This is a genomic window from Sphingobacterium sp. UBA7249 (assembly GCF_002472835.1).
Taxonomy (GTDB): Bacteria; Bacteroidota; Bacteroidia; order Sphingobacteriales; family Sphingobacteriaceae; genus Sphingobacterium; species Sphingobacterium prati.
In genome coordinates, this window is record NZ_DKST01000025.1 from 166,562 (window position 1) to 187,852 (window position 21,291).

General features: G+C 39.6%; 23 protein-coding genes and 1 other RNA gene. 15 read left to right on the forward strand and 9 right to left on the reverse strand.

Annotated features, from left to right (window positions below; all coding sequences use genetic code 11):
* Position 1: 1 nt before the first annotated feature.
* From B4A24_RS17285 to B4A24_RS17335, 11 genes are all read left to right on the forward strand, one after another.
* Positions 2-1,237: a quinol:cytochrome C oxidoreductase gene (locus B4A24_RS17285; protein WP_293946309.1), complete on the forward strand. Its 1,236-nt coding sequence runs from the start codon at positions 2-4 to the stop codon at positions 1,235-1,237.
* A 43-nt stretch (positions 1,238-1,280) separates the two neighbouring features.
* Positions 1,281-2,618, forward strand: a complete 1,338-nt coding sequence (locus B4A24_RS17290) for a cytochrome c oxidase subunit II (protein ID WP_293946310.1) — start codon at positions 1,281-1,283, stop codon at positions 2,616-2,618.
* A 28-nt stretch (positions 2,619-2,646) separates the two neighbouring features.
* The gene (locus B4A24_RS17295; protein WP_293946311.1) at positions 2,647-4,518 is read left to right on the forward strand and encodes a cytochrome c oxidase subunit I; all 1,872 of its coding nucleotides are present in this window, start codon (positions 2,647-2,649) and stop codon (positions 4,516-4,518) included.
* Positions 4,519-4,597: 79 nt separating this feature from the next.
* Positions 4,598-5,641, forward strand: a complete 1,044-nt coding sequence (locus tag B4A24_RS17300) for a COX15/CtaA family protein (RefSeq protein WP_293946312.1) — start codon at positions 4,598-4,600, stop codon at positions 5,639-5,641.
* Between the two features lie 73 nt (positions 5,642-5,714).
* Positions 5,715-6,620, forward strand: a complete 906-nt coding sequence (cyoE, locus tag B4A24_RS17305) for a heme o synthase (protein WP_172393694.1) — start codon at positions 5,715-5,717, stop codon at positions 6,618-6,620.
* Complete coding sequence (locus B4A24_RS17310) at positions 6,620-7,201, forward strand: cytochrome c oxidase subunit 3 (RefSeq protein WP_293946313.1); 582 nt, start codon at positions 6,620-6,622, stop codon at positions 7,199-7,201. The genes cyoE and B4A24_RS17310 overlap by 1 nt, the downstream gene beginning before the upstream one ends.
* Before the next feature lie 9 nt (positions 7,202-7,210).
* Positions 7,211-7,945 carry a cytochrome c oxidase subunit 3 gene (locus tag B4A24_RS17315; RefSeq protein ID WP_108635989.1) on the forward strand — a complete coding sequence of 245 codons (735 nt, stop codon included), beginning with the start codon at positions 7,211-7,213 and terminating at the stop codon, positions 7,943-7,945.
* A 27-nt stretch (positions 7,946-7,972) separates the two neighbouring features.
* Positions 7,973-8,350 carry a cytochrome C oxidase subunit IV family protein gene (locus B4A24_RS17320; protein ID WP_120261492.1) on the forward strand — a complete coding sequence of 126 codons (378 nt, stop codon included), beginning with the start codon at positions 7,973-7,975 and terminating at the stop codon, positions 8,348-8,350.
* A 12-nt stretch (positions 8,351-8,362) separates the two neighbouring features.
* Positions 8,363-9,091: an SCO family protein gene (locus B4A24_RS17325; protein ID WP_172393696.1), complete on the forward strand. Its 729-nt coding sequence runs from the start codon at positions 8,363-8,365 to the stop codon at positions 9,089-9,091.
* A gap of 8 nt (positions 9,092-9,099) precedes the next feature.
* Positions 9,100-9,645: a DUF420 domain-containing protein gene (locus B4A24_RS17330; RefSeq protein WP_293946314.1), complete on the forward strand. Its 546-nt coding sequence runs from the start codon at positions 9,100-9,102 to the stop codon at positions 9,643-9,645.
* Positions 9,646-9,665: 20 nt separating this feature from the next.
* Positions 9,666-10,121, forward strand: coding sequence for an ABC transporter ATPase (locus tag B4A24_RS17335; RefSeq protein WP_293946315.1), 456 nt, complete (start codon positions 9,666-9,668; stop codon positions 10,119-10,121).
* Between the two features lie 104 nt (positions 10,122-10,225).
* Here B4A24_RS17335 and mtgA read toward each other — a convergent pair whose 3' ends face one another.
* Entirely contained in the window at positions 10,226-10,990 is a 765-nt protein-coding gene (gene mtgA / locus B4A24_RS17340) for a monofunctional biosynthetic peptidoglycan transglycosylase (RefSeq protein ID WP_293946316.1), read from the reverse strand.
* Positions 10,991-11,126: 136 nt separating this feature from the next.
* Between mtgA and mutS the strand changes: the two genes are divergently transcribed.
* Complete coding sequence (gene mutS, locus B4A24_RS17345; protein ID WP_293946317.1) at positions 11,127-13,733, forward strand: DNA mismatch repair protein MutS; 2,607 nt, start codon at positions 11,127-11,129, stop codon at positions 13,731-13,733.
* Positions 13,734-13,867: 134 nt separating this feature from the next.
* Here mutS and B4A24_RS17350 read toward each other — a convergent pair whose 3' ends face one another.
* Complete coding sequence (locus B4A24_RS17350) at positions 13,868-15,013, reverse strand: hypothetical protein (protein WP_293946318.1); 1,146 nt, start codon at positions 15,011-15,013, stop codon at positions 13,868-13,870.
* Between the two features lie 93 nt (positions 15,014-15,106).
* Between B4A24_RS17350 and B4A24_RS17355 the strand changes: the two genes are divergently transcribed.
* Together B4A24_RS17355 and B4A24_RS17360 are read left to right on the forward strand one after the other, a co-directional pair.
* Positions 15,107-15,814 (forward strand): tRNA1(Val) (adenine(37)-N6)-methyltransferase, encoded by a 708-nt coding sequence (locus B4A24_RS17355; protein WP_293946319.1) that lies wholly within the window; start codon positions 15,107-15,109, stop codon positions 15,812-15,814.
* A gap of 3 nt (positions 15,815-15,817) precedes the next feature.
* The gene (locus B4A24_RS17360; RefSeq protein WP_293946320.1) at positions 15,818-16,312 is read left to right on the forward strand and encodes a metallophosphoesterase family protein; all 495 of its coding nucleotides are present in this window, start codon (positions 15,818-15,820) and stop codon (positions 16,310-16,312) included.
* A 15-nt stretch (positions 16,313-16,327) separates the two neighbouring features.
* Here B4A24_RS17360 and B4A24_RS17365 read toward each other — a convergent pair whose 3' ends face one another.
* The 3 genes from B4A24_RS17365 to B4A24_RS17375 form a co-directional block, all read right to left on the reverse strand.
* Complete coding sequence (locus B4A24_RS17365) at positions 16,328-16,633, reverse strand: cupin (protein ID WP_293946321.1); 306 nt, start codon at positions 16,631-16,633, stop codon at positions 16,328-16,330.
* Positions 16,634-16,659: 26 nt separating this feature from the next.
* Positions 16,660-17,013 (reverse strand): DUF488 domain-containing protein, encoded by a 354-nt coding sequence (locus tag B4A24_RS17370; RefSeq protein WP_293946322.1) that lies wholly within the window; start codon positions 17,011-17,013, stop codon positions 16,660-16,662.
* Positions 17,014-17,182: 169 nt separating this feature from the next.
* Entirely contained in the window at positions 17,183-17,518 is a 336-nt protein-coding gene (locus tag B4A24_RS17375) for a MerR family transcriptional regulator (protein ID WP_077437903.1), read from the reverse strand.
* A 299-nt stretch (positions 17,519-17,817) separates the two neighbouring features.
* Here B4A24_RS17375 and B4A24_RS17380 point away from each other — a divergent pair, with 299 nt between their 5' ends.
* A complete protein-coding gene (locus tag B4A24_RS17380; protein WP_293946323.1) occupies positions 17,818-18,153 on the forward strand; it encodes a hypothetical protein in 336 nt (111 codons plus the stop codon).
* Between the two features lie 83 nt (positions 18,154-18,236).
* Here the strand turns inward: B4A24_RS17380 and accD are convergent, their stop codons facing one another.
* From accD to B4A24_RS17400, 4 genes are all read right to left on the reverse strand, one after another.
* On the reverse strand, positions 18,237-19,079 hold the full coding sequence (gene accD, locus B4A24_RS17385; protein ID WP_172393706.1) for an acetyl-CoA carboxylase, carboxyltransferase subunit beta: 843 nt from the start codon (positions 19,077-19,079) through the stop codon (positions 18,237-18,239).
* Positions 19,080-19,301: 222 nt separating this feature from the next.
* An RNA gene (ffs, locus tag B4A24_RS17390) (signal recognition particle sRNA small type) lies at positions 19,302-19,399 on the reverse strand.
* A gap of 142 nt (positions 19,400-19,541) precedes the next feature.
* On the reverse strand, positions 19,542-19,778 hold the full coding sequence (locus B4A24_RS17395) for a DUF6814 family protein (protein ID WP_172393707.1): 237 nt from the start codon (positions 19,776-19,778) through the stop codon (positions 19,542-19,544).
* Positions 19,771-21,273 carry an MFS transporter gene (locus B4A24_RS17400; RefSeq protein WP_293946324.1) on the reverse strand — a complete coding sequence of 501 codons (1,503 nt, stop codon included), beginning with the start codon at positions 21,271-21,273 and terminating at the stop codon, positions 19,771-19,773. Before B4A24_RS17400 ends, B4A24_RS17395 begins: the two co-directional genes overlap by 8 nt.
* Positions 21,274-21,291: the final 18 nt, after the last annotated feature.

A 21,291-nucleotide genomic window follows, 5' to 3' on the forward strand; every position in this document is an offset into this window, starting at 1 on the left:
AATGGGAACTCACAGTCATCATCACGATTATAATTTCAACGAGCGATACGAGTTTGCTGGCAAAGCTAAATTGTACAGTATTATCGCTGTTGTACTAGGCGTAGCTGCTGTAGCTTTCGGGTTGCTTTCGGGCGATCACGTAACTGTAGAGCGTACTTACGCCAACTTGTTATTGATGGGTTATTACTTTACATGTGTATGCGCAGCTGGAGCATTCTTCGTTGCCTTGCAATATGTAACACAGTCTGCATGGTCTGCAGGTCTGGTACGTATACCTCAGGCTATGGCAGGTGTTTTACCAATTGCATCCTTGATCTTATTAGTTATAGTGGGCTTAGGTCTGACTACACATAACTTGTATCATCACTGGCATGCAGATGGTCTACTAGACCCTAATCACGCAAATTATGACCCTATTATCGAAGGAAAATCAGCTTACTTAAATGTACCTTTCTTTTTGACTCGTCAAATCGTATTCATGGGTATCTATAGTATTTTTGCTGTTGTCCTTGCGAAACTTTCTTATAAAGAGGATTTAGAAGGCGGTTTGACATCTTACAAAAAGTCATTCAAATTGTCTGCAATCTTTTTGGTTATTTTTGGCTTTACTACACCAATCTGGTCTTTTGATACCATCATGTCCTTAGAAGCACACTGGTTTTCTACCATGTTCGGATGGTATAACTTCGCAGCAATGTGGGTAAGTGGCTTATGTGCCATTACCGTAATCGTTGTTGTCTTGAAGAAAGCAGGTTATATGAGCTGGGTAAACGAAAATCATTTACACGATTTGGGTAAATTGATGTTCGGTTTCTCGATCTTCTGGACTTACGTTTGGTTTGCGCAATTCATGTTGATTTGGTATTCAAACATTCCTGAAGAAACAGTTTATTTCTACAAACGTTGGGAGCCTGAATACAAACCTTGGTTTTGGTTGAGTATTATCATTAACTTTGTGGCACCATTGTTACTATTAGTAGATCGCGATGCTAAACGTAAGCAAAACGTCATGTTGTTCGTAGCGATTCTATTGTTGGCTGGTCACTGGCTTGATTACTATATCATGGTTATGCCTGGTACTGTTGCTGAACATAGAGGATTTGGTATCATTGAAATCGGAACTGCACTTGGTTTCTTAGGTTTGTTCATCTTTTTAGTGATGAGTAAATTGAGCAAACAAGCATTGGTGCCTAAAAATCATCCTTTCTTGGATGAGAGTTTACATCACCAAATATAGTTTCACTTTTAAAGGAAGGTTACGTAAAAACGTTATAAAAGAAATGAGCTTTAAATTAAATAATAGATTCAAATCCATCTCGGGTTTTGTGCTTGCACTAGGGCTGCTTTTTGCAAATCCTATTCTTGCAAGTCAACAAGATACAGTAGCATCTGATTCTGCTAAAGCGGCGACTACAGCGGTAGCTGCCCCTGCAGCAACGGATTCGGTTGCAAAAGATACAACAGCGGCAGCAGGTACTGCTGCTGTTGCATCTGCTAGCTCTACTACAGAAGCTAGCGCAGCTGCTCCTGCTGTTGAAGAAGTGAAGCAAATAGACCCTCAGGTTTATAAAAACTTCACGTATTATGTGTTATTGTTTTTAGTCGTTTGTACAATTGTTGCTGTGATTGGCAAGGTACTTTCGATTTATGAATTGACACGAAAAATGAATGGTAGATACAATCCATTTGCGAATAACACATTCCAATCGGTATTGTTCTTTATCTTCTTGGTTGTATTTCTTTACGGTGTTTATTGGACATACGTACATTGGGGAGCAGCTTATTGGCGTTCGGCAGTAACAGAACATGGTGCACGCATTGATACCATGTTTATCATCACAACGGCAATTACAACATTTGTATTGGTGATTACACATATCTTGTTAATGACTTTTACATTTTTGTACCGTATGCGTGCAAAACGTCAAGCGTACTATTATCCACATAACAACGCCATTGAGAAACTTTGGACAATCGTTCCGGCAGTAGTCTTGACAGTATTGGTATTATTTGGCTTCTTTACATGGAGATCAATTACAAATATTCCTGAGGATCTCCAAAAATCTGCATTACAAGTTGAAGTATTGGGCGAGCAATTCCAATGGCAGGTTCGTTATCCTGGTACCGACGGTATCATTGGTAAACGTAATTACAAAATGACGACACCTACGAATCCTTATGGTATCGACTTTAATGATAAAAATTCTTGGGATGATATTCAAGGTTCTGAAATTTGGTTGCCAGTAAACAAGCCAGTTCGTTTCCACATCGTTTCAAAAGATATTATTCACTCTTTCTTTATTCCAGATTTCCGTGTTCAGATCAATGCGGTACCCGGAATGACCAACTATTTCCAATTCACGCCTACTGTGACAACAGAAGAGATGCGTGATCGTTTGGGAGACTATAATTATGATTTCGTGATGTTGTGTAACAAGATCTGTGGATCTGGTCACTACAACATGCAAAAGAAAGTTGTTGTTGTTACTGAGGCACAATATAAAGAGTGGTTAGCTAAGCAAAATAAATATTTTACTGAGGATCTGCAAAAGGAATTCAGTAATAAAACAGCTAACGTAAAAAAGGATAGCGTACAAGTTACAGCATCTTTGAACTAATTAAGAATTTTTGAATATAAAATCGAATATGTCAAGTACAGTAATATCGCATAGCGCTGAACATCACGATTCGCACGGACATCATCATGAGGAATCATTCATCAGAAAGTATATCTTTTCTGGTGACCACAAGATGATTGCCAAGCAATTCTTGATCACTGGTATCATCATGGCAGTTTTTGCGATGCTTTTATCAGTATTATTCCGTATCCAATTAGCTTGGCCGGATAAAGAATTCCCTATATTAGAAGTATTCTTGGGTAAATGGGCTGAAGGTGGCCGTATTAAGCCGGAGTTTTTCCTTTCCTTGGTGACCATTCACGGTACCGTCATGGTATTCTTCGTGTTGACAGCAGGTCTATCGGGTACATTCAGTAACTTATTAATTCCATATCAAATCGGTGCGCGCGATATGGCGTCGCCTTTTATGAATATGTTATCTTACTGGTTGTTTTTCATCGCGTCAGTTATCATGGTTGCTTCTTTCTTTGTGGAGAGTGGGCCTGCTTCTGCCGGTTGGACAATCTACCCACCATTATCAGCTGTACCAACGGCAATCGCTGGATCTGCAACTGGTATGACTTTATGGTTGGTGAGTATGGTTCTATTCGTTGCTTCGCAGTTGATCGGTGGTATCAATTATGTAAGTACGATCTTGAACATGCGTACAAAAGGTATGGACCTTTGGAAAATGCCATTGACAATCTGGGCGTTTTTCTTAACTGCAATCGTGGGTATGTTGTCATTCCCAGTATTGGTATCGGCAGTTGTTCTTTTGATTTTTGACCGTGCCGCTGGTACGTCATTCTATTTGTCTGACTTGGTCGTGCAAGGACAAATTTTACCGAACGAAGGTGGTTCTCCAATTTTGTTCCAGCACTTGTTCTGGTTCTTGGGTCACCCTGAGGTATATATCGTTGTTATGCCGGCTTTAGGTTTGACTTCTGAGGTTATTGCAACAAACTCACGTAAACCAATCTTCGGTTATCACGCCATGGTTTACTCTTTGATCGGTATTACTGTATTGTCCTTTATCGTATGGGGTCACCATATGTTTGTGACAGGTATGAATCCTTTCTTAGGTGGTGTGTTTATGATCACAACGTTGATTATCGCCGTTCCTTCGGCTGTTAAGGCATTTAACTACCTTGCAACATTATGGAAAGGTAATATCCGCTTTACACCAGCAATGATGTTTGCTATCGGTTTGGTATCTTTCTTTATCTCTGGTGGTTTGACAGGATTGTTCTTGGGTAATGCTGCATTGGATATCAATCTACACGATACATATTTTGTCGTAGCCCACTTCCACTTGGTAATGGGATCGGCTTCCATCTTTGGTATGCTTTGTGGTGTTTACCACTGGTACCCTAAGATGTTTGGCCGTATGATGAACACAAAATTGGGTTATTTACACTTTTGGTTGACTTTTATCGGTGCTTACCTGGTATTCTTCCCAATGCACTTTATGGGTATTGATGGTGTACCACGTCGTTACTATGCATTTACGGAGTTTGCCTTCATGGCAAAATGGGTTTCTGTGAATCAATTGGTTACTTGGGCTGCGATCATTGCTGCTTTGGGTCAGGTTGCTTTCTTGTGGAATTTCTTTTACTCGATTTTCTTCGGTAAGAAAGCGCCACAAAATCCTTGGCATTCGAATACTTTGGAATGGACTACTCCGGTAGAGCATATCCATGGTAACTGGCCAGGCGAAATTCCGACAGTACACCGTTGGCCTTACGATTACAGTAAGCCAGGTCACGATGAGGATTTCATTCCTCAAGATGTTCCTTTCTCCCAAACAATGAGCTCGAATTTGCCTCATGATTTTGAAGGGGATGAGGAAGCTGAGCGTATCCAAGCAGAATGGAATGCTCAAAATGGTAGAAAAGACTAATAAAATTTAATGGAATGGAGTAGGACGAGTCCTACTCTATTTTATACAAGTTTGTATTTTAAGAGGTAGGGGTAGTATTATGTTTCCAGCAGCTGAAAAGCGATTTATAAAGACCAATTTTATTACGATTATCGTATTATTCATGGTCATTATTGCTGGAGGTGTTGTACGGAGTACAGGTTCAGGCATGGGATGTCCAGATTGGCCAAAATGTTTTAACCGTATTATTCCACCCACAGATATTTCCCAGCTACCACAGGGATACGAACAACATTATATTGAGGGAAGAGCAAAAAAAAATGAGCGTTTCGCCAAAATTGTAGAATTTTTTGGGGATAAGGAAATGGCTTACAAGCTCCGTACTGATAAAAGTATCTTGCAGCATGAGGATTTTAATGTTGCGAAGACTTGGACGGAGTACATCAATCGTTTGGTAGGCGTTATTTCCGGATTTTGTTTATTGTTTACTGCAATTTATTCCTTTACATATATAAAATCAAAAAGTTCAATCGTTGTTTGGTCAGTGGTTAATCTTTTTGTTGTGGTCATTCAAGCATGGTTAGGTTCGATCGTCGTATCAACCAATTTGATGCCTTGGATTATTACAGTACATATGCTTTTAGCATTGGTAATTGTGTGTATCAGTATATATACATATTTTAAAGCAGTTACCTTACGTGATAAGACTATATTGGTTAATCGTTCTTTAGGCATTTTGAAAGGTCTGGCGTTAATTTCAATTTTATTGATGCTAACGCAAGTGATCGTCGGAACGGGGGTTCGGGAGGAGGTAGATCTATTGACTGATTCCAACATTGCCCGCGCCGATTTTATAACAGCTATTGGCCAACAATTTGAAGTGCATCGATGGTTGGCATATTGTTCTTTGATTTTAGTTATTGTATTATTCTTTTTGGTCCGCACAAGTTTCAATACGGGATCTAAGCAATTTAAATTTGCTTTGATCGCATTGATCCTCGTGGGTATCCAAATGCTATCAGGAATTATCTTAGCTCGATTTGCAATACCTGCATTTGCGCAGACGACACACCTGGTTGTTGGGACACTTTTATTTGGTGCCCAATTTTATCTGTTGTTGCTGTTGACTAAGCAAAGGCATTAATTTTGAAATTCGGGATGTTTATGTTTAAAAGTTCGTGTTTGAATACACTGGTAGTAGGAGGTCTCTTTTAATTATGAAAGAATTTATTTCAGATTTCAATAAGCTCGTTAAGTTAAGACTTACCTTGACGGTGGTATTTTCCGCGTCAATTGCTTTTCTGATAGGATCAAAACAACAGGGTGAAATTTTCTGGGTCAATTGGTTATTATTGACCGTAGGTGGTTTTCTGGTCACAGGTTCTGCCAATGGTTTTAATGAGATCATCGAAAAAGATCTGGATAAGTTGATGAAACGTACAGAGGATAGACCGCTACCTTCGGGTCGGATGACAACAGGGCAAGCTTTGGTATTGAGTGTGTTTATGGGCATATTGGGTACTTTGGTATTGGTCCGCTTAAATTTTGTCGCTGGCTTATTGTCGGTTTTTTGTATCCTTCTTTATGCATTCATTTATACACCTTTAAAAAGAAAGTCACCGATAGCCGTTTTTGTAGGGGCATTTCCTGGCGCATTTCCACCATTAATTGGTTATTATGCTGCTTTTTCACAGGATGACCTGGCCTATTATAGTGGACATAACGAAGCCGCAATTATTATTATTCCCTTCGTGTTGTTTGCTATTCAGTTTTTATGGCAGTTCCCACATTTTTGGGCAATTGCTTGGGTCGTCGATGACGATTATAAATTGGCTGGTTTTAGGTTGTTGCCAACCACAAAAAGGGATAAGATATCAGCCTTTATGGTATTCATTTCAGGATTGTTAATGGTTCCTGCAGGATTTATACCTTATTATTTTGGCTTTGGTGGAATTTGGTTTACGATAGTGTCGGTCATTGGGGGATTGATGTTTGGGTACTATGGCTATTTGCTGTTTAAGAATTGTGATATTCCTTCGGCAAAGAAAGTTATGTTTACATCGTTCATCTATTTGCCTGTTACACAACTCGTATTATTGCTTAACTTTATTCCTTTGAAATAATGTTAGATATACAAGCACAAACTGACGAGAAGTTAGTACAGAGAAAAGCTCAGAAATTCAATCTTTGGTTGGGTATGTTGGGTATGTTCATGATGTTTGCTGCATTATCCAGTGGTTTCATTGTATATACAGCGAGTGGGGTGGACAAGGGAATCAAGACATTGCTACCTGATACGTTCGTGTATAGCACAATCGTAATCTTGGTGAGTAGTCTTACGATGTTTTTGGCACATAGAGCTGCTAAAAATGGTGATTCTTCTAAACAGAAGTTATTGTTAATGGTTACTTTTGTTTTGGGTATCGTGTTTTTTGCATTGCAAGTACATGCTTGGAATGTGTTAACTGAACGAGGTGTTTATTTTGTCAATAACAATGCATCTCAATCTTTTATCTACATTTTTACAGGAATGCACTTGGCGCATATTATTGCGGGTTTGATCGTTTTGATTGGCGCGATTATAGGAGCGAATAAGCTTTCTAAAGACGGCAATCTTTTCCGCATGGATCTTGCCAGTATTTTTTGGCATTTTCTCGATCTTTTATGGATTTATATATATGTTTTCTTACTTTTGAATCAATAATAGTAAACAATGAGTACAACAGTATCGCAATTGGATAAGGTAAAAACTGGTCCATGGAATGGTGGAAAATCACCTTGGAACTTAGAGTATGGAAAAATCATGATGTGGTTTTTCTTGGTAGGGGATGCCTTCACATTTTCTGCATTTTTGGTTTATTATGGCGCACAACGCTTTTCTCACCCAACTTGGCCAGATCCTGATAAGATTTTCCAATCTATCCCGGGTATTGCGGAGCATGGTCAACCTTTGGTATTCGTAGGTTTGATGACCTTTATCTTGATTATGTCTTCTGTGACAATGGTTTTGGCTGTTGAAGCTGGTCACCGTAATCAAAAAAATGAAGTTGTCAAATGGATGTTATGGACAATTTTAGGAGGTATCTGTTTCGTAGGCTGTCAGGCTATTGAGTGGACCCACTTACACCACATGGGTTTCTGGTTTGGTAAAAATCCGGCTACAGGTTTAGAAGGGGATGCGATTAAAACTGCATTGCTACCATACTTTACACACGATATTTCCTATACATCGGCGTTGCAATTTGCAAACTTGTTCTTCACGATTACAGGTTTTCACGGTTTCCACGTTACTGTAGGTATTATATTAAACATCATCATTCTTTGCATGACTTTGAATAATACTTTTGAAAATCGTGGTTCTTATTTAATGATTGAAAAAGTAGGTTTATATTGGCACTTTGTGGATTTGGTGTGGGTATTCGTATTTACATTCTTCTACTTAATCTAATTACTGAATTAATAATTTTAGATCGCTATGTCACAATATCAAGATAATATCGCTCACGGAGAGCATGCTCACGAAGGTGGGATGGATAAGAAAGCCATTTGGAGAGTATTTGGCGTACTTTTGGCGCTTACTTGTCTAGAGTTCTTAATTGCGTTAGGTTTTGTTCACCACTGGCAAATTTTGGCCAAAGGTGCATTGGTAAATACCATCTATATTGTTTTAACATTAGTTAAAGCATATTATATCGTTGCATTCTTTATGCACTTGAAATTCGAAAAATCGAGTTTCATCGTTACCGTTGCAATAGTCTTTATTTTTATTATTTATTTTATCGTCCTGATGTTAGTTGAGGGAGGTTTCTTGGCAGGTGCTTTTCAAGAGCATCAATTGTTTCCAAATAAATAGATAAGGTGAATAATGGACAATAATACTGGACAAAAGAAAGGTATTAAAACTATATTGATCCTGGCAGTAATTCTCTTATTGCCAGGATTTTTATATTTTATACTAAATAAAAGCGGTTCGAATAGTTACGCTTCACTGCCGATTCTAGGTAAGAAGGAAGTACCGGGGACAACCCATCGGAAGTGGGGACGTGATATTCCCGATACAATCTATCATACAGTTCCGCCTGTTGATTTCGTTAATTATGACGGCAAGCATGTGCGCCTGTTGGACAGTGATACGACGCTATCCGTGGTACATTTGATGTATTCAAGAGATGCTTCATTGTCGCGAACGATGGTGAAAAAGCTAGACCAGATTGCCAATCGTTTTATTCATAACAAAAAGGTAAAACTGTATTCGATCACAGTAGACACAAGTTATGATACACCCGAAGTATTGGCGAAATATGTCAAAGTTTACAAACCCTGGACCAAATCTTGGTTTTTTGTGACAGATCCTACTGTGGATATCTTTAAATTTGCCAAAGAGAGCCTATTACAGGATGCATTAGTCAACAATGATAATAACAAGCCATTTATTATTGGTTCAAATTATCTTTTACTTGATACAAAAGGACGGATTAGAGGGATGTATGACATTAATGTAAAAACAGACGTAGACCGTCTTGAAGATGAAATTAAGTTATTGTTGGTGGAGGAAATTCGGAACCATCCGGCTACCATAGAACAAAACAGGTAATTATAATTATGGAAGAGAGTCTTATTAAAGAGAAAAAGTATAGCAAGTGGATCTGGCTTCTGTCTATTGTGATTCCAATAGTTGTGGCTATCCTATTTACCGTCAATTTACAAAAGCTGGGTTACGATGTAAAGCCCTTGACGTTTTTGCCGCCTATTTACGCTACAATTAATGGTATCACTGCAGTACTGTTGGTTTGGGCTGTCGCTGCAATAAAGAAGGGAAATAAAACATTGCATGAGCGTTTGATTAAATATTGTATTGCTTGTTCCCTGGCTTTTTTGGCGATGTATGTGGCTTATCACATGACATCGATCGAAACGAAATATGGAGGGGAAGGTATTTTAAGGCCAATCTATTTCTTTATATTGATCACACATATCCTCTTATCTATCATTATAATCCCATTTGTACTGTTTACTTTTGTGCGGGGTATTTCGGGATCTTATGAACGGCATAAGAAGTTGGCTCGGATTACCTACCCGATGTGGCTGTATGTTGCAGTGACCGGCGTCATTGTCTATTTGATGATTTCACCTTATTATATAGGTTAATTTAATAAAGCAGAGTGCTTATGAAACGTATTTGGATATATCAAGCTGATCGCATCCTCACGGTTGAGGAGGGGCAACAAATCGAAGTTGAACTATCGGCTTTTGCTGAGCAGTGGAAAGTGCATGGTAAGCCCTTGTCTGCCTCTGCTGAACTGCGCGACAACCTTTTTATTATTCTAAAGGTTGACGAAGATATCGCGGCGGCATCGGGTTGCTCTGTAGATAGTTCGGTTCGCTTCCTAAAGGGAATAGAGGAAAGATATCATGTTCAGCTCTTCGATCGTATGCAGTTTGCGTATAAATCAACGAATGGTGTAGCTGTAGCAAATCGTGCGATCTTTGAAAAGCTTTTGGCTGCCGGTGAAATAGATGACAACACGCTTGTGTTTGATAATACGATCACTTACGAGCATCAGCTGGATAGTGCTTGGATTGTTCCTTTTAAGGAAAGCTGGCACAAAAGATTATTTGCATAGTGAAAAATAACATTTATAAAAAGAGCACCATTGCTAAAATGGTGCTCTTTTTTATGCAAGGTAGTGCTATATTCATAAACGAATGAGGGCCCATATCAATCCCACTATTCAGGAATAGTATAATGATGCATATACTTTGCAATTGCATTTGCTCTCCTGTTGACATAAGCAGATGGATTCCTTGCGTCCCATGCACGCGGATTTGGTAAGATCGCAATGATCAGCGCAGCCTGTTTTTTGGAAAGATTGCTTCCTGTTTTGCTAAAGTAATATTCTGCAGCAGCGTCAGCACCATATACGCCTTGTCCCATTTCAATAACATTAAGATAAACCTCGAGGATGCGTTTTTTACTCCAGAAGGTTTCGATTAGAACGGTAAAGTAGGTTTCAAAACCTTTTCTTAGCCAGGAACGTCCAGGCCAGAGAAAGACGTTTTTGGCAACCTGTTGACTAATTGTACTTCCACCGCGCAATTTTTTACCTTGTGAATTTTTCTTGATGGCATTTTGAATGCCTTTCAGGTCAAATCCCCAGTGTGTCATGAAATGAGCATCCTCACCTGCAATCGCTGCTAGCTTTAGATTATCCGAAAGCTCATCATAACTCAACCAGTTTTTTTCCAGTTTAAAACCCTTTCCCTGTTCCTTGAGTTCAAAGCCACGTTGAATCATGAGCCAGGTAATAGGCGGGTTAATAAAGCGTAAGCTAATTACCCAAAAAAGACTGATACCAATAAAATAGAGGAGGACTCTGCTTATGATGCGTAGAATGGGTGATTTGATAGACTTCAACGGATTGAAGGAAACTTTTTTAAAGGTATTTTTTTGCTTGCTGGCAGTATTTTGCTTACCAGATCTTTTGATGGCCATGACTAATTTTTTTCGGATACAAACTTAGCGTATATTCTTGTTTAATGGAAATGATTTTATCGAGAAGTTGAGGGTATTGTTTGCCAAAGCGACGATATTATCCTATTTTTACGCTTCACAAATTTGATTTTAGAAGTTGGCAAAAGAAAAGAAAGTAACTCCGTTGATGCAACAGTATAATGCAATCAAGATTAAGTATCCTGGTGCGTTATTGTTGTTCCGTGTTGGCGATTTTTACGAGACATTTGGTGAGGATGCGATCAAGGCGGCTCAGATTTTGGGTATTGTTTTGACAAAGCGAGGGAATGGTTCGGAATCCGAAACGGCGTTGGCAGGTTTTCCGCATCACTCCTTGGAGACTTACCTTCCAAAATTAGTGCGTGCAGGTCAACGGGTAGCAATCTGTGATCAGCTGGAGGATCCCAAAACGACAAAAACGATCGTTAAACGGGGCGTCACGGAATTGGTTACTCCTGGAGTTTCTTACAATGATAACATTGTTCAACAGAAATCGAATAATTATCTAGCCTCGATTTTTACAGATAAAGACAAGATCGGTATCGCTTTTCTGGATATTTCAACAGGCGAATTTTTGGTCGCACAAGGAAGTACATCCTATATTGATAAATTGCTTCAGGGATTTAAACCGACTGAAATCATTTTACCAAAAAAACAAAGCAAGGATTTTATCGAGCAGTTCGGAGCACACTATTATACTTATTTTTTGGATGAGTGGCCCTATACTGGTGACTATGCGACCGAGGCTTTGTTAAAGCACTTTGAAGTTGCATCGTTGAAAGGCTTTGGCGTGGAGCGGATGTCAGCAGGCATCGTTGCGGCGGGGGTTGCCCTGCATTACCTCAATGAGACGGAACACCGCAACCTACAACATATATCGACACTTTCCCGCATTGAAGAGGACCGGTTTATGTGGCTGGACCGATTTACGATCCGCAATCTGGAACTGATCGGATCCATGAACGAAAATGCAGTTACACTGTCAGATGTCCTCGATCATACAGCCAGTCCAATGGGCGCACGGCTTTTGAAGCGATGGATCGTGATGCCTTTGAAAGATAAAAAGGGTATTCAGGAACGTTTGGACGTGGTGGATTTCTTTTTTAACAACCGTGAACTGCGGGACGAACTGATCGGTCAGATCAAACAAGTTGGTGACCTGGAACGGTTGATATCAAAGATCGGACTTCAAAAGGCCAATCCGAGAGAGATCGTTCAATTGAAACGTGCTTTACATGCCATTGAAAAGCTCAAGGAACTGACCGACCGTAAGGATGCGCAATCGTTGACCCTGATATCTGATCAATTGGATGCCTGTGCCGCCATTCGAGAACGAATAGAGCAACAAATACAGGCTGAGCCGCCTGTGGCCATTAATAAGGGCAACGTCATTGCTGCGGGAGTTGATGCTGAATTGGATCGCCTGCGTAAGATTTCTTTTGGCGGTAAAGATTATTTGTTGGAGATTCAGAAAAGAGAAGCTGAACTGACGGGTATCCCATCCCTAAAGATCGCATTCAACAATGTATTTGGTTACTATCTTGAAGTAACGAATACACATAAGGACAAAGTTCCAACGGAGTGGATTCGAAAGCAAACTTTGGTCAATGCAGAACGATATATCACAGAGGAACTGAAAGAATATGAAGAGCAGATTCTTGGGGCTGAGGAAAAGATTCAAGCATTGGAAAATAGACTGTATGCGGAGCTATTGGTAGCGATTGCTGTCTATATCAAGCCGATTCAGCTGAATGCACAGCTTATTGCCAAATTGGATGTCCTACTCAACTTTGCCATTGTCGCCGAGAAAAATTATTACGTCAAACCAGAGATGAGTGACAGTAAGATTTTAGATATTAAAGGTGGGCGGCACCCTGTTATCGAAAAAAATCTACCGATAGGGGAAGACTATATTACCAACGATACTTATCTGGATCCGAAAGCACAGCAGATTATTATTATTACCGGTCCGAATATGGCCGGTAAATCGGCCTTACTCCGTCAGACAGGATTGATTGTACTGATGGCACAGATCGGTTGCTTCGTTCCGGCTAAAGAAGCTAAGATTGGTTTGGTCGATAAAATATTCACACGGGTAGGGGCATCGGATAATTTGTCTTCTGGGGAGTCAACATTTATGGTGGAGATGAATGAAACCGCCAGTATCATGAATAATCTTTCGGATCGAAGCCTGATCCTTTTGGATGAAATTGGGCGTGGTACGAGTACTTATGATGGAATTTCGATCGCTTGGGCAATAGCGGAATATTTACATAATCATCCTGCTGCCAAAGCAAAAACGCTCTTTGCGACACACTATCATGAATTGAATGAATTGTCAACCTCTCTTGAACGCATAAAAAATTACAATGTGACGGTAAAGGAGGTCAATAACAAAGTGATTTTTTTGCGGAAACTGGTGCCTGGAGGATCAGAGCATAGTTTTGGGATCCATGTCGCCAAGCTTGCCGGAATGCCGCCAAAGCTATTGAACCGTGCCAATCAAATTTTAAAACGGTTGGAGCAGGAACGTACGGGAGGGGAGCAGATTAAAGATAGTATGCGTAAGATTCAGAAACAAGCTTATCAACTGCAAATGTTTTCCATTGATGATCCGGTTTTGAATAAAATCCGCGACATGTTGAATAACCTCGATGTCAACTCGCTGACCCCTGTAGAGGCCTTGATGAAATTGGATGAAATTCAGCGTTTGCTAAAAAATTAAATAAACATGACAGGAGGCCGTTCCCGCTGATGCGGAGCTCATAATAGATAAGCAAGGGCTCTTGTCGCTTAGTCATCCACATAACATCATAGGAGAAAAAACAGACATCCGATGACAAGTGGTGATCAATAGCTTTAAAATCTGAAGAATAGTGCTGCAGCTCCGTAATTTGCTTGTATCGGTGTAAGGACCCTGCTGCTTGCATCATGGGGTGCATAGTGGTAACCTACTTCAATACCCACATATTTCTTATTTTTCATTTGAAAAAGAGAGGCAAAGCCTAAACCTAGATGAACATTGTTAATGGTGACCATGCGATCGTTGTAACCACCCTCATAGTAGTAGCCATCTGGGTCGTAATATCCATCTGAATAGACGCTTTCGGTAATTCCTGTATCTGTAATATCTATTCCTATGATTCCTTTGGGGATCAGAATGCATTTCTCGTTATCAAAAATTTTATATCCTACAGCACCGCCTAGAAATCCGGTTGTGGAAGAGTTGACGGTGACATTGGACCCTTCATAATTGTAATCAATATTTTTATCATTTGAATTGATACGGATATTGATACCGCCCTCGAATATGAATTTTCGTTCCAATGAACTCATTAACTTAAATCCAAACATGAAATTCGTTCCAAAAACTTTATTTGTGCCTCCCAAGGGACTCATAACACCGATGAGAGGAACATAACCCAGTTTGGATTTGCTTCGGTTTCCGTGCGTTTGTGGATGACTATTCGGGCGTTCGAGATTTTGGGGTGCAGGTTCATCTTCAGGACTGCCGCTGTCGGAGAATAAATGAAGAATGTCTCTTTCACGATCATTGAGATCATAATTGGTTGAGGAGAGTAGCGCCAGCGCTCTTATCTTGATTAAATTGTCCAAGGGGTGCCGCAAGGGGTAGAAATTGTATTTCGCTCTATTTTTTTCGTATTGTTGAGCGAAGTCGTCCCGGTCACCCGCATCAAAACGTTGAAGTAATGTCTTGTCCAATTGATTATCGATATAGTGCTGGATTTCTGTACCACTATTCTTTTTGTCGATAATGAGCAAAAGAATGTGTAGGCGTTGGCCAAATTCCGTTATACCACAGCTGGCCTGTAAGGTCTTTAACAAGGGATCAATCTTATCAAACTCATTGCTGTTCAAGGCAGTCGTTATCAAAGGAAGGATCGTTGCTGTGTGTTTTTCACATATTTCTTGTGCCTGGATTTTTTGTGGGGCGAGAAAGCAAATGAAAGCAAATATTGCAAAAGTGAACGCACGGATCATCATGACTTATGAATTTATAACGACTAAATTAATAAATAAATTGAATGATGCCTTTGTTATTTGGGGCAAACATCCCAAAAGTTTTATCTTTGGCCTATGGCTTCGATATTTCGATTTAAACAATTTGAAGTTGATCAATCTGATTGTGCAATGAAGATCAATACAGATGGAGTATTGTTGGCGTCCTTGATCGATATGCATGATGCAAAACGGATTTTGGATGTCGGTACGGGAACAGGTGTGATTGCGCTCATGTTGGCTCAACGCATGAGTGATAGTCAGGTAGATGCTGTGGAGATAGATAAACTCGCGGCAGCGATGGCCCATAGAAATTTTAACAATTCGATTTTTCGGGATCGTCTCGTGTTGCATGCTACTGCTTTTCAACATCTACAAATCACTCATCATTATGATCTGATTGTCTCCAATCCTCCTTTTTACACAGATTCGTTGCATAATCCGGATGCCCGGAAGAAATTGGCCCGGCATACCGATCTGAATTTTTTTGGTGAATTACTACAGTTTGGATCTTCGCACCTAAGTCCTCAGGGGAAAATTGTTTTGATTCTTCCTACACAGCTGGCAGAAACAGTCGCGGCGCTGGCTATCGAATATCGTTTGTACTGTAGTGCTGAAATTCAAATAAGTTCTTTCGATGGGGATCCTGTTATCCGAAAGATCGTTACTTTTGGGCGTATGCCGACCACAACGATTGACGAGCGTGTATTTGTGATCTACAAATCCAAAGGCATGTACTCTGATTCCTACAAACAGGCTTTAGCTCCTTATTTTTTAGCTTTTTAGACTATGACAAAAATTGGACTTCTTTCGGATACACATTCCTATTTAGATGAATCTGTATTCAAGTACTTTGCTGATTGCGATGAAATTTGGCACGCTGGGGATTTTGGTGATGCTGATGTTGCTGACCAATTAGAAGCTTTTAAGCCGTTGCGAGGGGTGTACGGAAATATAGATGGACAGGATCTGCGACTACGTTTTCCCGAAAATTTGAGATTTACCTGTGAGGAAGTGGACGTTTTTATGACTCATATCGGAGGTTATCCTGGTAAGTATGCGCCGCGAATAAAAACAGAATTAACAGTGAATCCACCAAAATTGTTTATCACAGGGCACTCTCATATCCTCAAGGTGGTTTTTGATCCGAAAATCCGTTGCCTTCATCTCAATCCCGGAGCGGCAGGGAAACATGGTTGGCATAAAGTAAGAACACTCATGCGTTTTGAGATCAATAAAGACAAAATTGAAAACATGGAAGTTATTGAACTCAAAGGACGCTAGAATTGCGTAGAAAGACTAAGCTTTCATGATGGATAAACGGAGTACACTTTGTGTAAGCGCAAATAGATCATGTGGCGTATCTGGCTCCAAGGCAACCAACATTCCCTTGGTTAGGTTAATTTTACTACCATTCACTCCAAAATCGATACTACCCTCTATAATCTCTACAATAATTGGGGTGGAGGTTTTGTGTTCCTTTAAATATTGTCCTTTGGCAAAAGCCAGGCGATACTCTTTGCTGTTCCCTGTTTCCAGTAAAAGATCCATTTTGGGATGTTTTTCATGGTAGGTGATATTTTGAAAAATAGATGCTGTTTGCATAATCAATTTATGTTTTAGGGTTTAGTCTACTTGGACAGCTCTTGTAGGTACTGCTGTAGGATTGTCGCGTGAGTATGTATTTTGTCTTTTGTCGCATATAGTAATGTAATAACGGCTTGTTGTCTGTGTGCTTTCAACCAATTTTTTCCGAGATCCTGCTGTTCGAGTTCTTCTTTATATTTTTTTGAGAATTGATTCCATAGATCTGGGTTGTGATGAAACCAAACACGGAGCGCTGTAGAGGGTGCGAGATCTTTATTCCATTCCGACAGGTCGGCTTTTTCTTTGGTCATGCCACGGGGCCAAAGTCTATCAACAAGCATACGGTAACCATCATCGGATGCAGGTGGATCGTAAATTCTTTTTGTAACGATTTTCATTTGCTTCCTTTTTAAAAACTACTTTATCGTAATCAATGATGTACAGTGATCTAAATAAGTGATTTTACGCGAAAAGCAATATCTTTTATTTTACGCGTTTTATTTATTATCATCAAACTTCTCCGAAAGTGTATTGAGTAGCCTACCGGAGAGCATATTATATTGATTTTTATAAAGAATCACGTACCTCTAACAAGAAGCTTTTTAATCGTTCTAAGGAATCCACAACACGTTGGTTTTCTTTAGCTTCGGATTTGTTGTCGCGGAGATAGTCTCTCGCTCCTTGTAATGTATAACCTTTTTCTTTTACCAGGTTGAAGATAATTTTGAGGTTTGCGATATCTTCTTGTGTAAAGAGGCGGTTTCCCTTTTTATTTTTCTTGGGTTGAAGAATATCAAACTCACGCTCATAAAAACGTATTTGGGACGCATTTACATCAAACATCTCTGTAACTTCTCCCATTGTATAATACAATTTATTTATTTCACGCTCTTTGTACGGCATATCTTCGTAATTAATCTATAGCAAACTTAATAAAAATTCCAATTCAAAAAGAAATTTTGCCTGCTCTTATTTTAGGCTGGTTGGAAATAAAACAATGAAATTGAGCGAATAATACAGAATTATGGCCTAATGAGTTTTAACGTTGAACAAATTCTTACATTGCGGGCTTTAAGGTTTATATCCGGTCGGCATATTGTTGTAACTGGTGTATGATGCGCTATTAAACGCGATGGTCAGCATTGTAAATCAGGGTTAAAATAGCTAAGTTTGACTAGTTTTGAAACTTATTGACCGATTAAATGATTATAGTTAGTAAATTTTGGACAAATTTATTTTCCTTTGGTAGAGCCAATGCAGTGACGATTTTTCCCATTATATTTCTTAAATATGGATTTTTTCGAGCTGATGAGCAGCTAATCCGCCATGAACGCATTCATTTACGCCAGGCTTTGGAATTGGGTATTGTATTTTTTTATCTTTGGTATTTAGGTGAATTTGTGGTTCGTTTTGCTCGTTTTCGGGATTTTGACCGGGCTTATCGAAATATTTCTTTTGAACGTGAGGCATATCGTCATGAAAATGATCCCGGCTACTTATCAAGAAGAAAGGTCTGGACATTTTGGAATCATTTATAAATGATTCGACTTGAAATTTTGCTTATAAATAAAAACAGCTCTTAAAATATTTTAAGAGCTGTTTTTATTTATATTTTTTCCGTTTATCCGACTAATTTCAGATAAGTCGCTACTTTGTTTTTTAATTGTCTCCGGTCAACGATAAAGTCCAAAAATCCATGCTCAAGTACAAACTCAGATGTTTGAAATCCTTTTGGAAGATCTTTTTTGATCGTTTCTTTGATAACACGGGGGCCGGCAAATCCGATCAATGCACCGGGTTCAGCAATATTTACATCTCCTAGCATGGCATAAGATGCTGTAACCCCACCTGTCGTTGGGTCAGTCAATAGACAGACATAAGGAAGCTTTGCCTGCGCCAGTAAAGCCAATTTAGCAGAAGTTTTTGCCATTTGCATCAAAGAAAACGCAGCTTCCATCATACGTGCGCCACCTGACTTTGAAATCAGCATAAATGGAATTCTATGTTCTAGGCAGTAATCAATGGAACGAGCGATTTTTTCGCCAACGACGGAACCCATTGATCCTCCGATAAAGCTAAAGTCCATACAGGCGATCACAATGTCTTGGCCATTCATTTTGCCGTGACCAGAGCGTATTGCATCTTTAAGGCCTGTTTTAGCTTGACTTTCTTTTAAGCGTTCTGGATATGGTTTTGAATCAAAAAATTCCAGAGGATCACCAGAATTTAGATTAGGGAATAGTTCGGTAAATTCGTTATTGTCAAATAAAATTGAAAAATATTCCTTGGAGCCAATTCTTAAATGATGGCCACAATATTGACAAACGTAGTCGTTTTCTACTTGTTCAAGATGCAACAGCGGTTTTTTACAAGTGGGACACTTGTTCCACATGCCATCTGGTGCTTCTTTTTTATTAGCGGTAGCTGTGCTAATACCAGCTTTTTCTCTTTTAAACCAACTCATACGATAGTTCTTATTCGACTACAAACTTAGATAAAAATGCTTTTATATACAATTATAATTGTGTTGAATGTAAATAGCCGTAAATCAGCTACTTTCGTCGTAAGGATTGCCTGTAAATAAATTGAGGAGGGATAAGAAGTCCGATTCAAGCGCGTATTGTTTTGCAGAATTGGACGCGCTGATGATGTAGCTTGGTGCTTAACCAAAAATTAGGGCACAAAAAAAGGGTAAGCTACTTCTATCGCACCGCTCAACCAAATACCCTTGCTTTGTTCCCAACCTGGGGGAGTCAATGGGAGCTGGTCGTAGAAGACTTACCCGGCACAAAAGTAGAAAAAAAAATAGTTTTAGGAAAGAAAAAATGTCTTTTTATTATACTGTGCTGATTTTCATGAGAATAAATTGTGTATATGGCCATCTTGTCAACTGAAAATAATTGTTAAGATGGCCATGAAGTATTTTCTATTGCACTACATCTTTATTGTTGTTGTATTCGCCCAATAATGAATAATAGCCAAAAAGGCCTAAACCCAGTGAAATGATAGGCGTTAAAATGCAGAGGATGATAATACCGAAGACCAAATCTTCTTGCTGCCCTGTTGAAATTTTGGGTATTGCAAGCTCAAAAATAGAAAAATATGCGGTGTATATAGCCAATATGATCCAGACGATACCGAGTAGCTTTTTTAGATTATTCATGATTTGAAGGAGTTGATTTGTTGTTGATGTATAAACTACCAATAATAAAACAGACAGCAGCAATAATGATAGGATACCCTAGCCCTGCCAGATAAAACTGTGGTGTATTGGATGCTTCTGCATTTGTCGTGAGATATGTGGAAACTGCTGGAAGGAGTCCGCCGAATATACCGTTGCCCACATGGTACGGTAAAGACATAGAGGTGTATCTGATTTTTACAGGAAATAATTCTACCAAAAAAGCAGCAATCGGACCGTACACCATCGTAATGTAGATTATCTGAATAAAAATCAGGGCAATGAGCAGTATATAATTTTTGCCAGTCAAATGCACAGCCGTTTTGACCGTTTCTTTTCCTTTAAGCTCGCCCTCTTGATGCTGGATTTTTGAATTGGTCATTTCTGTCCCATCGGCATATTGGCTTTTTGTGATCGTAATGATGGTAGAATTTTGTTGGGAGCTAGGTGCAGTAGTTTCGTTTAGCTTGGTTTTTTGCTGAACATTCGATAGTTGATACATCGCTTCGTAAATCGGGCGATAGGTCAGCACAGCAAGGAGCATACCGCCCAACATAATCCACTTGCGGCCAACTTTATCACTAAGCCATCCGAAAACGACAAAAAATGGAGTTCCTAACAATAACGCAATACCTAAAATGGTATCTGCTTGATCCGATTGTAGATGCATGACTGTTTTCATGAAACTCATGGAGTAGAATTGACCGGTATACCAAACGACTCCCTGTCCCATAGCCGCACCAAATAAGGCTAGTAAAACAAATTTGAGGTTATACCGATTTCCGAAACTTTCTTTTAGCGGGTTGGTACTTGTCTTGCCCTCAGCTTTAGCTTTGCTAAACTCAGGCGATTCCTTCATTTTTTTGCGGATAAGATAGGATACGTACACCATGATTAAAGAGAGTAGGAAAGGAACGCGCCATCCCCAGCTATCAAATTGTGTCTCACTCAGAAAGCTTTTGGTTAAAAGAATCACCACAAGGGAGATAAATAGGCCGAAGGTAGCGGTAGTCTGTATCCAGGATGTCCAATAGCCACGTTGTCCCAAAGGAGCGTGCTCGGCGACATAAGTAGCTGCCCCTCCATATTCGCCTCCTAAAGCGAGCCCTTGTAAAAGCCGTAGGATCAGGACAATTAAAGGGGCCCAAAAACCTATACTTTCATAGCTTGGGATACAGCCAATCAAAAAAGTTGCGCCACCCATTAGCATTAGTGTCACCATGAAGGTGTATTTTCGGCCTATGATGTCGCCTAAGCGACCAAAAAATAATGCCCCAAAAGGGCGTACGACAAATCCAGCAGCAAAAGTAGCTAAGGTGGATAGAAAAGCGGCAGTGGGATTGTCTGCGGGGAAAAATTTTGTTGAAATTACGATGGAGAGACTTCCAAAAATAAAAAAATCATACCATTCAATGAGTGTGCCCATGGATGAGGCACCGATGACTTTCCAGATGCTCTTTGTACTGTTTTCGTTCATTAATAATCGGTTTAGTGT